The following is a 14678-nucleotide window of genomic DNA, read 5'->3' on the forward strand; positions in this document are numbered from 1 at the left end:
GCTGCGTGCTGGGCGGGTTCGGACTCCGTACAGCCTGCCGCGAAGGCCCCCGCGAGAGCCGCGCCCGCTCCGGCGCGCAGTGCGCTGCGGCGGTCGATCTCAGTCACAACAGCCATTTAAGGGGCGCGAGGGGACGAAGATCTTGATTGAGCCGGTTCGGGGCCTCGCGCGTCGAGTGCGACTGTGGGCAAACACTCGGTCGATTTGATGTTTACTCGCCATTTACCAGGCGAGTGGCCCATGTCACCTACGATTCACATCTAAACTGTGAGGGTATGCGGACTTTTGTCCGAGTAGGGACTTTGGTACTTGGCGCGCTTCTCTGCCATAGTCGGGACATCGACCCCCATTGACCCGGGCCAGGTCGTCCACAGTCGCCGTGGAAACACCCCCCCATTCCACGGCGCTTCACAGAAGCCCCCGCAGCGCCGCAACCCGGCCGACCGGGGGCTTCTGCGTGTCCCGGTGGGCTTCGGAGAGGTGGGCGGCTAGCGGTCCACGACCCGCATCTCGAACCAGGTGGTCTTGCCGCGCGGCAGCAGGTCCACACCCCAGCGGTCGGAGAGCTTGTCGACGAGGAAGAGGCCGCGGCCGCTGGTGTCCAGCTCATGGACCGGCATCAGACAGGGCAGACCGCGGGACGGGTCGCGCACCTCGACGCGGATCCAGCCGCGGCGGCGCAGCATCCGCAGACCGAAGGCCCTGGCGCCGGTGTGGCGCACCGCGTTGCCGACGAGTTCGGAGACGAGTAACACCGCATGCTCGGTGGTCTGCGCGGACAGTCCCCACTGGCGCAGTACGACGCACTGGGTGAGCCGGCGTGCTGTCGCCGCGGACTCGGGACGCGACGGGAGACGCACCTCGCCGTCCGTCGGGCTTCCGAACAACTCCAGCGCTTTCAGGCCCTGTTCGTCCTCCACGGCCGGGATCCACCGTGCAGCGGTCGCGTTAGCACGCTGCCGCGGCTGCTCCACACCCTCCAGACCCGCCATGGGCACCATCATGGCCGCAGAATGCGGACTCCGGGGCCGATCCGGGGGAATCGGTATCCCGGAGTAACACCCTCCGGGGATGCCGAGCGGCATATGCCGGTGGCAGGAAGCGCCCCCATTCACCCAACCTGACCTGCGATGACACCCCGCACATGAATGATCACCACGGGTGCGGACTGCTGACGCCTTAAGGCTCTCTTAAGGCGCAGCTAATCCTCCCAACTGATGAACCCCCGGAGTCCGCCCCCGTTACGCGAACTTCGCCTTGCCGGGGCCCTCGTCGACGAAACTCCGCATCCCGCGCTCGCGGTCCTCGGTCGCGAACAGCCCCGCGAACCACGTGCGTTCGAGGGCGAGGCCGGTGTCGATATCGGTCTCCAGACCGGCGTCGATCGCCTCCTTCGCGGCGCGCAGCGCCATCGCGGGGCCCTGCGCGAGGCGGGCGGCCCAGGCGTGCGCCTGCTCGTACACCTCGGCGGCGGGCACGACCCGGTCGACCAGGCCGATGGTCAGGGCCTCGTCCGCCTTGACCATCCGGCCGGTGAAGATCAGGTCCTTCGCCTTGGAGGGACCCACCAGCCGCGCCAGGCGCTGGGTGCCGCCGGCGCCGGGAATCAGGCCGAGGAGGATCTCGGGCTGGCCGAACTTGGCATTGTCGGCGGCGATACGGAAGTCCGCGCAGAGCGCCAACTCGCAGCCGCCGCCCAGCGCGTAGCCGGTGACGGCGGCGACGACGGGCTTGGGGATACGGGCCACGGCGGTGAAGGAGTCCTGCAGCGCCCGGGAGCGTACGACCATCGCCGCATGGTCCATCGTCTGCATCTCCTTGATGTCCGCACCGGCCGCGAACACCTTCTCGCCGCCGTAGACGACGACCGCGCGCACGTCGTCGCGGCGGGCGGCATCCTCGGCGAGCTCGCGCAGCCGGTCCTGGGTGCCCATGTCGAGGGCGTTCATCGGGGGGCGGTCCAGGCGGATGGTGCCGACGCCTTCGGACACTTCGAGGTTCACAGTCATGCCTGGCAGGTTAACGGGCGCTCACACGGAAAGGCCCGGTGCCATAGGTCACAGCACCGGGCCCTTCCGTATGACGTACTGCCTACTTGGTCCACTCCGACCAGGACATGTTCCAGCCGTTGAGGCCGTTGGCCGGGTCGACCGTCTTGTCGTGGGTGTTCTTCACGACGACGACGTCGCCGACCATCGAGTGGTCGAAGAACCAGGCGGACGGGGCGTTCTTGTCGGAGCCGCCCCGGACATCGCGCAGGCCCACACACCCGTGGCTGGCGTTGTAGTTGCCGAAGGCGCCGCCGCCCCAGTAGTTGCCGTGGATGAAGGTGCCGGAGTCGGTCAGCCGCTGGGCGTGCGGTACGTCCTTGATGTCGTACTCGCCGCCGTAGCCGACCGTCTCCCCGTTCATCCGGGTCACTTCAAGACGCTCGCTGATGACCATCTGGCCGCTCCAGGTCTCGTAACCCGGCTTGCCCGTGGTGATCGGGATCTTCTTGAAGACGCTGCCGTCCCGCACCACGGTCATCTGGTGGGTCTTGGCGTCGACCGTGGAGACCTGGCTGCGGCCCACGGTGAACTTCACGGTCTTGATCTGCTTGCCGTAGACGCCGGGCCGGCCCTCGACGCCGTCGAGGTTCAGCTTCAGCGTGACCTTGGTGCCCGCGGCCCAGTACTTCTCGGGACGGAAGTCGAGACGGTCGTTGCCGAACCAGTGGCCCTCGACCGGCACGGCCGGCTCCGCCGTCACCTTGATGGCGTTCTTGACGGCCTCGGGGTGCGTGATGCCGCGGGTGAAGCGGATCGAGACCGGCATGCCGACACCGACCGTGGCACCGTTCTCCGGCGTGTACTGGCCGATGAAGGTGTTCTGCGGGACGAGCGTGGTGAAGGTCGTGTCCTTCGCCGACTCACGGCCCTTGGCGTCCTTGGCGACCGCGTGCACCTTGAACTTGGTCGCGGCCGGCAGATGCCCCAGCGGCTCCCAGCTCGTACCGGTCGTGGCGATCTTGCCCGCGACCGGGTTGCCCTTGCTGTCCTGGACGGTGACGGCCGTCAGCTTGCCCTGGTCCGCGGTGACCTTGAGGGCGCCGCTGGTGGCCACCGCGTCGGCGCCGTCCTTGGGCGCCACGGTCACGACGGCCTGCGACGGTGTGTTCTCGTCGACCTTCTTGCCCGCGCTCTGCTTGCCCTTGCCCCCGGTGTCCCCGCCGGATCCGCCGCCGCTGCCTCCGCACGCGGTCACCAGGAGCAGGAGCGCTCCCAGTACCAGCGCCAGCAGCCCCACGCGCCTGCGCCGCGTGTTCCGCCCCCCGGCCGATGTCCCCGAAATCGGCTGCACGTTAAAGATGGTCTTCTCCCCTCGCACGGCCTGGCCTCACCCCGGCCCATACCATCCGCGCGCTGAATCCCGCGCGCCTTGCGAAAGATAATCACATCGCAGACGCGCGGAACTCCCCTGCTATGTCACCGTTCAGTTCCAACCGAGCGCCGAGCCGGCCTTCCACTGGGCCCAGTCCAGATTCCACCCACCGAGGCCGTTGTCCGGCGCGACCGTTCTGTCATGGGAATTGATGACCTCGACGACATCTCCGACCAGGGTCCTGTTGAAGAACCAGCCCGCCGGGGTGTCCGGGCTGCCGCCCTTCACATCGCGCAGCGATACGCACCCATGGCTCGTGTTCGCGGAGCCGAACGTCCCTGAAGACGCCCAGTAGTTGCCGTGCAGGAAGGTCCCCGAATTGGTCAGCCGCATCGCGTGGGGGACGTCAGGGATGTCGTACTCGCCGCCGAAGCCGACCGTCTGGCCGTTCATCCGCGTCACGTCGTAGAGCTCCGAGACGACCATCTTGCCGTTGTACGTCGTCCGGCTCGGGGCGCCCGCCGTGACGGGAAGCGTCTGCAGGAGCTCACCGTTGCGGCGTACGGACATGGTGTGCGCGTCCGCGTCCACCAGGGACACCTGCGATCGGCCGACGGTGAAGCCCACGGTCTTCTGCTGGATGCCGTACACCCCGGTCGCCGCCTTGACGTCCCGCAGCCGCATGTCCACGGTGACCTTGGTGCCCGGCTTCCAGTAGTGCTCGGGGCGGAGGTCCAGGCGCCGGTTGCCGAACCAGTGGCCGACGACGTCCACCGGCGGCTGCGAGGTGACGCGGATGGCGCGCTCCACCTCCTTGCGGTTGTCGATGCTGCGGTTGAAATCGAAGGACACGATCATGCCGGTGCCCACCGTGGACTTGTTCTCGGGCTTGAAGTAGCCGATGAAGCGGTGTTCGGGTACGTACGTGGTGAAAGTGGTGTGCCGGGCCTGGCGGTGGCCCGCACCGTCCTCGGCGAGTGTGTCGACGGTGTATTTGCCCGCCAGCCGCAGCCCGTTGTCGCTGTCGCTGTCGGCCCCGACCGGGTGCCAGCTCAGGCCGTCGGCGGAGATCCGGCCCTTGATCTCGTGCTCCTGGGCGTCCCCCACCTGCATCACGCGCACGCGCTCCAGATGCCCGTCGGGGACGGTCACCTCGACCCGGCCGTCCTGCCGTACGCCCTGCGCCCTGTCCAGGGGGAGGACGCGGATCGCCTCTTCGGGTGTGCGCGGCTTCTCGTCGGGGCCCGCACTCCCTGCCGTACATCCGGCCAGTGAAGCCATCAGTCCTGCCCAAACCACTGCGGCGGCGACGCCCGCCCCTGCCCTCTTTGCCAGTTGTCTCACTCACGCTCCAACGACGGTCCCCCTCCGGGGAAACGTGAGGAGTGGGGCTGTTGCGGGCAGAACAGGTGGGAGGACCACGCGAGGGGAGCCGCGGCCGGGACGCCGTGCGCCCTCCGGGGGTCCGGGGGTCGTCCCCCGGAACAACACAGTCGGGGGTCCTGATGAGCCGCGGGAGGCTGGACAAGTGTCGAGCGCAGCCGAGCAGGAGGCCGTACCAGAGGCCGTGCACGAACACGCCAACGATCAGCGCTCCCCCGTCAACGGGCTTCGGAACGGGGGTAGTCGGCGGCCGGGGCCCGTCGTGTGGCCGGGGTCCCCTACGCCGCTCGGGGCGCGCTACCGGGTCGGTCCCGACCGGGTCGCCGGCACCAACTTCGCGCTCTGGGCGGGCGGTGCGGAGTCCGTCGAGCTCTGCCTCTTCGACGAGGCCGGGCGCGAGACACGCTGCGAACTGACCGAACTCGACCATGAGATCTGGCACGGATTCGTGCCGGGCGTCGAGCCCGGGCAGCGGTACGGATTCCGGGTGCACGGCCGCTGGGACCCGTGGACCGGAGCCCGCTGGAACGCGGCGAAACTGCTCCTCGACCCCTACGCACGGGCGGTGGACGGCGACTTCCAGCTGCCCGCCGAGGTGTACGGACACGTCAGGGACTGGCCGCAGCAGCATGTGGCGGACACCGTGCGCGACGAGCGGGACTCGGCCCCCTTCGTACCCAAGGGTGTGGTCGTCCATGATGACGACGACTGGTCGGACGACCACAGGCCCAAGACACCGTGGGCGGACTCGGTCATCTACGAGGTCCATGTACGGGGCTTCACCCAGCGGCACCCCGGGATCCCGGAGGAACTGCGAGGCACGTACGCGGGTCTCGCACACCCTGCGGCGATCGAGCACCTCACCCGGCTCGGCGTGACGGCCGTCGAGCTGCTGCCCGTGCACCAGTTCGCGCACGAGGACCATCTGCTGCGGCGCGGGCTCAAGAACTACTGGGGCTACAACTCCATCGGCTACTTCGCCCCGCACGCGGGCTATTCGGCGTCGGGAACGACCGGCCAGCAGGTCGGCGAGTTCAAGAAGATGGTGCGGGCGCTGCACGCCGCCGGCATCGAGGTCATCCTGGACGTCGTCTACAACCACACGGCGGAAGCGGGCGAGTTGGGGCCGACTCTGTCGCTGCGGGGCATCGACAACCGCGGCTACTACCGGCTGCAGGACGACGCCCGCAGATACACGGACTACACCGGCTGCGGCAACACCCTGCACGTCGTGCAGCCGAACGTCCTGCGGCTGATCACCGACTCGCTGCGCTACTGGGTGACCGAGATGGGCGTCGACGGCTTCCGCTTCGACCTGGCGGCCGCCCTCGCCCGCTCCATGCACGACGTCGACATGCTCTCGCCGTTCCTCGCGGTCATCGCCCAGGACCCGGTGCTGCGGCGGGTGAAGCTCATCGCCGAGCCGTGGGACGTCGGCAACGGCGGCTATCAGGTGGGGGCGTTCCCCCCGCTCTGGACGGAGTGGAACGACCGCTACCGCGATGCGGTACGGGACTTCTGGCGGGGCTCGCTCCCCGACGTACGGGACCTGGGCTACCGCCTGTCGGGATCGAGCGACCTCTATGCCTGGGGCGGCCGGCGCCCGCAGGCCTCCGTCAACTTCATCACCGCGCACGACGGATTCACCCTGCGCGACCTGGTGAGCTACGAGCGCAAGCACAACGAGGCCAACGGCGAGGGCAACAGGGACGGCACCGGCAACAACAGGTCCTGGAACTGCGGCGCCGAGGGAGAGACCACGGACGACCGCATCAACGCGCTGCGGCGGCGGCAGCTGCGCTCACTGCTCGCCACCCTGCTGGTGTCGACCGGGGTGCCGATGCTGGTCGCCGGGGACGAGATGGGGCGCACCCAGGGCGGCAACAACAACGCCTACTGCCAGGACAACGAGGTCAGTTGGATCGACTGGTCGCTGCTCGAAGAGCCGGGTCCGCGCATGCTCCTCGCCCTCACCTCACGGCTGCTCGCCCTGCGCCATGCCCACCCGGTGCTGCGCCGCCGCGCCTTCTTCTCCGGGCGGGCCCAGGCGGCGGACGGGCTGCGGGACCTGGCGTGGTTCACCCCGCGCGGGATGGAGATGACCGAGCGGGACTGGTACGCGCCGGCCGACACCCTGGGCCTCTATCTCTCCGGGCGCGACATCCCGGGACGGGACGCGCGGGGCGCCGAGGTGACGGACGACAGCTTCCTGGTGATCCTGCACGCGGCGGAGCGCCCGGCGACCTTCCTGCTGCCCGGGGCGCCGTGGGCGGATGCGTACGAGCTGATCGTCGACACCTCGCAGGAGGACCAGAGCGCCGCACCGGGGACGCTGCACCGAGGGGGCGGCTCCCTCACCGTGCCCGCACGGTCGGTGCTGCTCCTGAAGGTGAGGGGCTAGGCCGGGGCCTGCCGCACGGTCCGGGGTCAGCCGAGGATCTTGCGGTCGTACGCCACCGCCACCGCGGCCGCCCGGTCCTTCACGTCCAACTTCGCGTAGATATGGGTGAGATGGGTCTTCACCGTGGCCTCGCTGATGAAGAGCTCGCGGGCGATCTCCCGGTTCGACGTGCCCTTCGCGACGAGGACGAGGACCTCGCGCTCGCGGGCGCTGAGGGTCTCGTTGCCCGGGGCGGCGGGGGCGCGGACCCGGGACACCAGGCGCGACGCGACCGCCGGGGAGAGGACGCTGCGGCCGTCGGCTGCCGCCCGTACCGCCGTGAACAGCTCGTCGCGCGGGGCGTCCTTGAGGAGGTAGCCGGTGGCGCCCGCCTCGATGGCCGGGAGCGTGTCGGAGTCGGTGTCGTACGTGGTGAGGACGAGCACCTGGCAGCGCGCTCCCCTGCGGGCCAGCTCCGCGATGGCGTCCACACCGCCCCCGCCGGGCATCCGCAGGTCCATCAGGACCACGTCGGGGTCGAGGGAGAGGGCGAGTTCGACACCCTCGACGCCGTTCGACGCCTCGCCGAGCACGTCGAAGCCGGGGGCTGCGGTGAACATGCCGCGCAGGCCGTCCCGTACGACGGGATGGTCGTCGACGATCAGCAGCGTGATGGTGCGTGCGGTGTCAGGACTCATGGCGGACCAAAGGTACGCGAGCGGAGACCGCCGTGCCGTGACCCGGCTCCGACTCGACGACGACCGCGCCCGCGATCCGCTCGGCGCGGGCGCGCATCCCGCCGAGACCGAACCCGCCGGCCGTGGTGCGCGGAGGCAGTTGCCCCGGGTCGAAGCCACGGCCGTCGTCGCGGACGTCCAGGGCCATGTCGTCGCCCATGTACGAGAGCGTGACGCCGACCCGGGTCGCCTGCGCATGCCTGCCGGTGTTGGCCAGGGCCTCCTGGGCGATCCGCAGGAGGGTGGCGGCGACCTCGTCGTGCAGGGGCTCGACCGTGCCGGTGACGGTGAACTCGGCCCGTACATCCGTCTGTTGGGACCACTGGGCGACCAGCTTCTTCAGCGCCTCGGGGAGCGAGTCCTCGGCGAGGGCCACCGGCGAGAGGTTCTGCACGGAGCGGCGGGCCTCGCCGAGGCTGTGGCGGGCGAGCGTCTGGGCGCTGGCGAGGTGCTCGGCCTTGATGTCCGGGTCCTTGGCGGTGGTGACCACCTGAAGCTGGGTGATGATGCCGGCCAGCCCCTGGGCGATGGTGTCGTGGATCTCGGCGGCCATCCGGCGGCGCTCGTCGGAGACCCCCGCCTCCCTTGCCTGGACGAGGAGTTGGGCGTGCAGGGCGGCGTTTTCGTCGAGGGCCTGCTGCAGGCGGGTGTTGGTGAGGGCCAGTTCCTCGATGGTGGCGGCCTGCTCGACGGTGCGCTCGTCCTCCAGCTGGGAGAGGTGGATGAAGACGAGGAGCATGATGATGCTGATGATCAGCAGGCCCCCGTACAGGGCCCAGCCGCCCGCGCCGTGCGGCGGCAGTCCGCCAATGTACGCACCGGACATGGTGACGGCGGTGGCGAACAGGCCCGCCCTGACCAGCCCTCGGGGCAGCAGCTTCTCGGCGGTGAAGTAGCCGATGACGGCGTAGAAGGAGAAGAACGGGTTCAGCCAGCAGAGCCAGAAGCCGATGCCCCAGCGCAGGGTGAAGTAGACCGTGCTCGCGCCCCCGGGGGCCGGGCGGCTGCGGACGGCCCGGCCCCACCACAGCTGGAGGACGAGGGCCGCGACGACCAGTGCTCCCGCCTGGTACACCTGGCCCCTGACCTGCATCTTGCTCATCCCCGCCACGCCTACGGTGGCGACGCAGAGCAGTGAGCCGAAGACCAGGAGGATGTAGGGCCCCCAGCGGTGGAGCTGGGCCAGCCGCTGGTCGACGGCGGTGGAGTCGGTCGTCACGCGCTCAGTCTGCCCGCACCTGTTCCGCGGCATCGTCTTCCCTCACTCCCAGCGGAACCAGCGGGTGGCCGCGCCCGACAGGACCACGGCCCACAGGGCGAGGACGCCCAGGTGGACCCAGCCCGGCCAGTCGCCCGCCGCCGCCTGGTTGAGGGCCTGGGCCGCCGCGCCGAACGGGGTGAGTTCGACGATGTGGGCGAGGGTGTCGGGCATGGCCTGGACAGGGACCCAGACCCCGGCGCAGAACATCATCGGGAAGAAGACCGCGGATCCGATGGCACTGGCGATCTTGCCCGTACGGGCGATCGCCGCCACCAGGGCCCCGAGGGCGAGGGCGGCGAGGATCGCCAGGACGAGTGCGAGGAGGTAGCCGAAGACCTGGCGCGGCAGCACGACGTCGAACGCGATGCGCCCCACCGCGAGGGAGAGCAGCGCGGAGAGCAGCGCGGCCGCTCCGTGCAGCCCCATCTGGGCGCCGAGCAGCGCGTGCGGTCGGACGGGCGTGGTGGACATCCGGCGCAGGATGCCGCGTTCGCGGTAGCCGGTGATCACCGGGGGCATGGCCTGGAGTCCGGCAAGGATCATGGCCATGAGGACGGTGACGGGGACGTACGCGTCGACGAGGCGGATCCCGCCGAGCGAGGCGTCGGTGTGCCGGAAGGAGGGGATGGAGCCGAGGATCACCAGGAGGATCGTCGGGAAGGCCATGACCCAGAAGAGGGAGGCGGGTTCGCGCCGGAAGAGCCTGGCCTCGGTCTTCAGTACGGCGGTGCTGGCTGCGGTTGCGGTTGCGGTGCTCATGATGCGTCGGCTCCCGTCAGGTCGAGGAACGCGTCGTCCAACGTGGCGTCGGTGACCCGGAGTTGGTGTGCGGTGATGTGGCGCTGGGCGAGCAGGGTGATGACGGCGTTGACGGTGTCGTCGGTGCCGCTGAGCGTGACCCGGTCGTCCTTGTACTCCACGGAGGCGAGCGCGGGCAGTGCGCGGAGCTCGCACTCGTCGAGCGGGGCGGAGGGCGAGAAGGAGATGACGGTGGCGCCGCTCGCCCGCCGGATCAGACCCGCAGGGGTGTCCAGGGCGGCGATGCGGCCGCCGTCGATCACGGCGATACGGTCGCAGAGGCGCTGGGCCTCCTCCATGAAGTGGGTGACCAGGAGGACCGTGACGCCTGAGTCCCGTACGTCCTCGATCAGCTTCCAGGTGTCGCGGCGGGCGCGCGGGTCGAGGCCCGTCGTCAGCTCGTCGAGTACGACGACCTTCGGGTTGCCGATCAGCGCGAGGGCGATGAACAGACGCTGCTTCTGGCCGCCGGAGAGTTTCCCGGAGCGGGCGTCCAGGTGGGCGGTGAGACCGAGGCGCTCGGCGAGCGGGCGCCAGTCGGCCGGGTGCGGATAGAAGGCCGCGTACAGGGTGAGGGCCTCGCGCACCGTGAGCTTCGCCTGCAGCTCGCTCTCCTGGAGCTGGGCGCCCAGGATCTTGGAGACCCGGTCGTGGTCGGCGACCGGATCGAATCCGGCCACCCTGACCGATCCGGCGTCGGGGATCCGCAGACCCTCGACGCATTCGACGGTGGTCGTCTTGCCCGCGCCGTTCGGGCCGAGGATTCCGAAGATCTCCCCCTGCTCGACGGCGAAGGACACCCCGTCCACGACGGCCCGGCCGCCGTAGACCTTGCGTACCCCGCTGACCTCGATGATTGCCATGCTCCGAGAGTCCCGGAAAGTACGTGGTCCCGGCATCGGCCATCGCGCTCGAACCGGCATCAACCGATCGGTTGATGGCCGCTACGACCTCGCGGATGCCCAAAAAGTCAGTGGGCATTGTCAGTGGCTGTCCGTAGGGTCGGCGCTGATGCCCAGAACAGATGCACCACCCAAGGACCTGTCCGCCGTACGCAGCCTGATGCGCCTGTGGCCGTACGTGCGGCCCGTGCGAACCCGCCTGGCCAGTGCGGCATTTGTCGCGGTGGTCGCATCCTGTCTCGGGCTGGTCTTCCCGCTCGTACTGAAGTGGATCGTGGACGGTCCGGTCGCGGACCGGGACACCGGCGGGGTCTGGCTCGGGGCGTTCATGCTGCTGGGTCTCGGTATCGCGGAGGCGGTGCTCTTCGGTCTGCGCCGGTGGCTGGTGGCCCGCCCGCTCGCCGGTGTCGAGGCGGCGATGCGGACCGACCTCTACCGGCATCTGCAGCGTCTTCCCGTCGCCTTCCACGACCGGTGGGCCTCGGGTCAGCTGCTCTCGCGCGGCACCACCGATCTGATGCTGCTGCGGATGTTCCTGGCGTTCCCGCTGACCTTCCTGCTGGTCAACGCGGTGACGATCCTGGCCGGCTTCATCATCCTGCTCCAGCAGCAGTGGTCGCTCGGGCTGGTGCTGCTGGCCCCCGTGGTCCCGCTGGTGATCCTCTGCTCGCTCTTCGAGACCAAGTACTCGAAGATCACGCGCCTCTCCCAGGACCAGGTCGGCGATCTGACCACGGTCGTCGAGGAGAGCGTGCTCGGCATCCGCATCATCAAGGGCTTCGGCCGTCACCGCAGCCAGGCCCGTGCCTTCCGCGAGCTGTCACAGAAGCTGCGCGGGACCGAACTGTACAAGGCCCGTCTGCTCGCCTCCATCTGGGCCCTGATCATGACCCTGCCCGAGGTCGCCATCGGCGCGGCCCTCGTCCTCGGCACGGTCCAGGTCGCCGACGGCGGTCTGTCGGCGGGCACCCTGGTCGCCTTCCTCTCCACGGCACTCGCGCTGCGCTGGCCGGTGGAGTCGATCGGCTTCCTGATCGCGATCAGCCAGGACGCGGCGACCGCCACGACGCGGTACTTCGAAGTCCTGGACGTCGCCGAGGAGACTGACACGGCGACGACAGGTGAGGCGGCGCCCGACTCCTCCGGCCTGGTCTTCGACGGGGTCGAGTTCCACTACCCGGACGCGGCCCCGGACGCCCCGCCGGTACTGGCCCGCATCGACCTGCACATCCGCTCGGGCGAGACGATGGCGCTGGTCGGGGCGACCGGCTCCGGCAAGACCACGCTCACCGCGCTCGTACCGCGTCTGCACGAGATCACCGGGGGCCGCATCACCCTCGACGGTCAGGACATCACCCTGCTGTCGCGCGAGCAGCTGCGGGAGCTGGTCTCGGTGGCCTTCGAGGAGCCGACGCTCTTCTCCGCGAGCGTCGGCGAGAACGTGCTGATGGGCGACGCGGGCGCCGACGACGAGGCGCTGCGGCGCGCGCTGTCGGTGGCCCAGGCGGAGTTCGTGCACGGGCTGCCGGCCGGGACTTCGACCCAGGTCGGCGAGCAGGGCCTGAGCCTGTCGGGCGGCCAGCGCCAGCGTCTGGCACTGGCGCGGGCGGTGGTGGGGCAGCCGCGCTTCCTCGTACTGGACGATCCGCTGTCCGCGCTGGACGTGCACACCGAGGCCCTGGTCGAGGCGGCCCTGCGGCAGGTCCTGGAGTCGACGACCGCACTGGTGGTGGCGCACCGCCCGTCCACGGTGATGCTCGCCGACCGGGTCGCACTGCTCTCCGAGGGCCGGATCACCGCCGTCGGCACCCACCACGAACTGCTGCGCAGCAACGCCGAGTACGCCTGGCTGATGTCCGGCGCGGACGCCAACGCCGTTGAGGAGAACGCCTGATGACCTCGTCGCACACGACGACGACCACCGCCCACGACGCGGAACCGCCCACGGAGCGACAGGACGGGGACGCGGGCGGCGACGCCGAGGCCATCGCCCTGCCCCAGCAGTCCGGTGCGGACGGGAAGGACCCCGCGGCCGGTAGCGGAAGGCCGTCCGGCGACGGCGACCCCTTCGACAGGGACGCCCTGCCCACACCGCCCGGTGCCACCCGCGCCCTCCTGCTGTCGCTCCTCTCCCCTCTGCGCGCCCGTGTCATCGTGGCCACGCTGCTGCTCCTCCTGCAGCAGGCCGCGGTCCAGGCGGGGCCGATGCTCGTCGCGTACGCCATCGACCGCGGGGTCCCCGCCTTCCGGGAGCACGACCACGGGCCGCTGATCGCCATCGGCGCCGGGTACCTCGGCTGCTCGCTGGCCTCCGGGATCCTCCAGTACGCCTTCATCCGCGCCTCCGCCCACGTCAACCAGGACGTCCTGCTCGATCTGCGGGGCAGGATCTTCCGCCATGCGCAGGCCCTCAGCGTCGACTTCCACGAGCGCTACACCTCGGGCAGGCTCATCTCCCGCTCCACCACCGACGTCGAGTCGCTGCGCGAGCTGCTCTCCGAGGGGCTGCAGGAGCTCATCGGCGTCATCCTCTCCGTGATCTACATCTGCGCGATGCTGCTCTGGCTCGACGTGGGCCTGGGCGCGGTCGCCGTCGTCTCGTTCGTCCCCCTCTACCTTCTCGTCCGCCTCTACCAGCGGCGGGCGGGGCGCGTCTTCGCCCGGCGTTCCACGGCCATCGCCGCCGTGATCGTCAAGTTCGCCGAGACCATGAACGGCATCCGCCCGGTCCAGGCGTTCCGCCGCGAGCGCGCCAACGACGCCGACTTCCTCGCCCTCAACCGCCGCCACGAGCGCACCAACGGCGACGCGCTCCTGGAGATGGCCCGCTATGTGATCGGCTCCCGGCTCGTCGCCAACACCGCGGTCGCCGGAATCGTCCTGTGGGGCGCCTACCGGGTCGCCCAGGACGGTCTCGCGCTCGGCGTCCTGGCCGCGTCGGTCCTGTATCTGCGACGGCTGTACGACCCGATCGACCGCCTGGGCATGTTCCTCAACTCCTACCAGTCGGCCGCGGCCTCACTGGAGAAGATCGCGGGCCTGCTCGCCCAGACCCCGACCGTCCCCGCACCCACCGCGCCCCGGCCGCTGCCCGCGCTCGCCTCCGAACACCCGGGCCGCGAGGTCGTCTTCGACGACGTCCGGTTCGCCTACCGCACCGGCGGCGAGGTCCTCCCGCACTTCGACCTGACCATCCCCGCGGGCCAGACGGTCGCCGTCGTCGGTTCGACGGGGGCGGGCAAGTCCACGCTCGCCAAACTCCTCGCCCGCTTCTACGACCCGACCGACGGCAAGGTCCTCCTGGACGGCGTGGACCTCCGCGACCTGGAGACGCCCGAACTGCGCCGGGGCGTGGTCATGGTCACCCAGGAGGCGTTCCTCTTCTCCGGCACGGTCGCCGAGAACATCGCGATCGGCCGCCCTGACGCGACCCCCGAGGACATCGAGCGGGCCGCGAAGGCGATCGGCGCGCACGACTTCATCACCTCGCTCCCCGACGGGTACGACACCGATGTACGCAAGCGGGGCGGCCGGATCTCCGCAGGCCAGCGCCAACTGGTCGCCTTCGCACGGGCGTTGCTCGCGGACCCGGCCGTACTGATCCTCGACGAGGCGACGAGCTCCCTGGACATCCCGGGCGAGCGGGCGGTGCAGCGGGCGATGGACACGGTGCTGCGGGGCCGCACGGCCGTCGTCATCGCCCACCGCCTCTCGACGGTGGAGATCGCCGACCGGGTGCTTGTGATGGAGCACGGCCGGATCATCGAGGACGGGTCACCGGGCCAACTCATCAAGGGCACAGGACAGTTCGCCGGTCTGCATCGCGCCTGGCGAGAGAGTGTGGTGGGCTGAGA

The 14678-nt window shown here is 70.1% G+C and carries 11 protein-coding genes; 3 read left to right on the top strand and 8 right to left on the bottom strand.

From position 1 onward, the window contains the following. Positions 1 to 488: 488 nt before the first annotated feature. The 4 genes from J0695_RS07815 to J0695_RS07830 form a co-directional block, all read right to left on the bottom strand. Positions 489 to 1004 carry an ATP-binding protein gene (locus J0695_RS07815; protein WP_206961130.1) on the bottom strand — a complete coding sequence of 172 codons (516 nt, stop codon included), beginning with the start codon at positions 1002 to 1004 and terminating at the stop codon, positions 489 to 491. A gap of 237 nt (positions 1005 to 1241) precedes the next feature. Then, positions 1242 to 2009 (bottom strand): enoyl-CoA hydratase/isomerase family protein, encoded by a 768-nt coding sequence (locus J0695_RS07820; RefSeq protein WP_206961131.1) that lies wholly within the window; start codon positions 2007 to 2009, stop codon positions 1242 to 1244. Between the two features lie 82 nt (positions 2010 to 2091). Next, positions 2092 to 3333: a L,D-transpeptidase gene (locus tag J0695_RS07825; protein WP_372445722.1), complete on the bottom strand. Its 1242-nt coding sequence runs from the start codon at positions 3331 to 3333 to the stop codon at positions 2092 to 2094. Positions 3334 to 3474: 141 nt separating this feature from the next. Further along, complete coding sequence (locus tag J0695_RS07830) at positions 3475 to 4707, bottom strand: L,D-transpeptidase (RefSeq protein WP_307798490.1); 1233 nt, start codon at positions 4705 to 4707, stop codon at positions 3475 to 3477. Between the two features lie 184 nt (positions 4708 to 4891). Here J0695_RS07830 and glgX point away from each other — a divergent pair, with 184 nt between their 5' ends. Continuing rightward, a complete protein-coding gene (gene glgX / locus J0695_RS07835; RefSeq protein WP_206961134.1) occupies positions 4892 to 7147 on the top strand; it encodes a glycogen debranching protein GlgX in 2256 nt (751 codons plus the stop codon). A gap of 26 nt (positions 7148 to 7173) precedes the next feature. Here glgX and J0695_RS07840 read toward each other — a convergent pair whose 3' ends face one another. From J0695_RS07840 to J0695_RS07855, 4 genes are read right to left on the bottom strand one after another with little or no spacing between them, the layout of a single operon-like run. Then, complete coding sequence (locus J0695_RS07840; RefSeq protein WP_206961135.1) at positions 7174 to 7824, bottom strand: response regulator; 651 nt, start codon at positions 7822 to 7824, stop codon at positions 7174 to 7176. Next, positions 7814 to 9115: a sensor histidine kinase gene (locus J0695_RS07845; protein WP_206961136.1), complete on the bottom strand. Its 1302-nt coding sequence runs from the start codon at positions 9113 to 9115 to the stop codon at positions 7814 to 7816. Before J0695_RS07845 ends, J0695_RS07840 begins: the two co-directional genes overlap by 11 nt. 9 nt (positions 9116 to 9124) lie before the next feature. Continuing rightward, positions 9125 to 9883 (bottom strand): ABC transporter permease, encoded by a 759-nt coding sequence (locus J0695_RS07850; RefSeq protein ID WP_206961137.1) that lies wholly within the window; start codon positions 9881 to 9883, stop codon positions 9125 to 9127. Further along, a complete protein-coding gene (locus J0695_RS07855; RefSeq protein WP_206961138.1) occupies positions 9880 to 10785 on the bottom strand; it encodes an ABC transporter ATP-binding protein in 906 nt (301 codons plus the stop codon). The genes J0695_RS07850 and J0695_RS07855 overlap by 4 nt, the downstream gene beginning before the upstream one ends. Positions 10786 to 10933: 148 nt before the next feature. Between J0695_RS07855 and J0695_RS07860 the strand changes: the two genes are divergently transcribed. Together J0695_RS07860 and J0695_RS07865 are read left to right on the top strand one after the other, a co-directional pair. Continuing rightward, a complete protein-coding gene (locus tag J0695_RS07860) occupies positions 10934 to 12718 on the top strand; it encodes an ABC transporter ATP-binding protein (protein WP_206961139.1) in 1785 nt (594 codons plus the stop codon). Continuing rightward, positions 12718 to 14676, top strand: a complete 1959-nt coding sequence (locus J0695_RS07865; RefSeq protein WP_206961140.1) for an ABC transporter ATP-binding protein — start codon at positions 12718 to 12720, stop codon at positions 14674 to 14676. The genes J0695_RS07860 and J0695_RS07865 overlap by 1 nt, the downstream gene beginning before the upstream one ends. The last annotated feature ends 2 nt before the right edge of the window (positions 14677 to 14678 follow it).

This window comes from Streptomyces beijiangensis, from assembly GCF_017315755.1.
GTDB lineage: Bacteria > Actinomycetota > Actinomycetes > Streptomycetales > Streptomycetaceae > Streptomyces > Streptomyces beijiangensis.

Excerpts from the sequence above, each read along its gene's own strand:
- J0695_RS07815 (WP_206961130.1), bottom strand. The coding sequence starts at position 1,004 with ATGATGGTGCCCATGGCGGGTCTGGAGGGTGTGGAGCAGCCGCGGCAG.
- J0695_RS07820 (WP_206961131.1), bottom strand. The coding sequence starts at position 2,009 with ATGACTGTGAACCTCGAAGTGTCCGAAGGCGTCGGCACCATCCGCCTG.
- J0695_RS07840 (WP_206961135.1), bottom strand. The coding sequence starts at position 7,824 with ATGAGTCCTGACACCGCACGCACCATCACGCTGCTGATCGTCGACGAC.
- J0695_RS07845 (WP_206961136.1), bottom strand. The coding sequence starts at position 9,115 with ATGCCGCGGAACAGGTGCGGGCAGACTGAGCGCGTGACGACCGACTCC.
- J0695_RS07850 (WP_206961137.1), bottom strand. The coding sequence starts at position 9,883 with ATGAGCACCGCAACCGCAACCGCAGCCAGCACCGCCGTACTGAAGACC.
- J0695_RS07855 (WP_206961138.1), bottom strand. The coding sequence starts at position 10,785 with ATGGCAATCATCGAGGTCAGCGGGGTACGCAAGGTCTACGGCGGCCGG.
- J0695_RS07860 (WP_206961139.1), top strand. The coding sequence starts at position 10,934 with ATGCCCAGAACAGATGCACCACCCAAGGACCTGTCCGCCGTACGCAGC.
- J0695_RS07865 (WP_206961140.1), top strand. The coding sequence starts at position 12,718 with ATGACCTCGTCGCACACGACGACGACCACCGCCCACGACGCGGAACCG.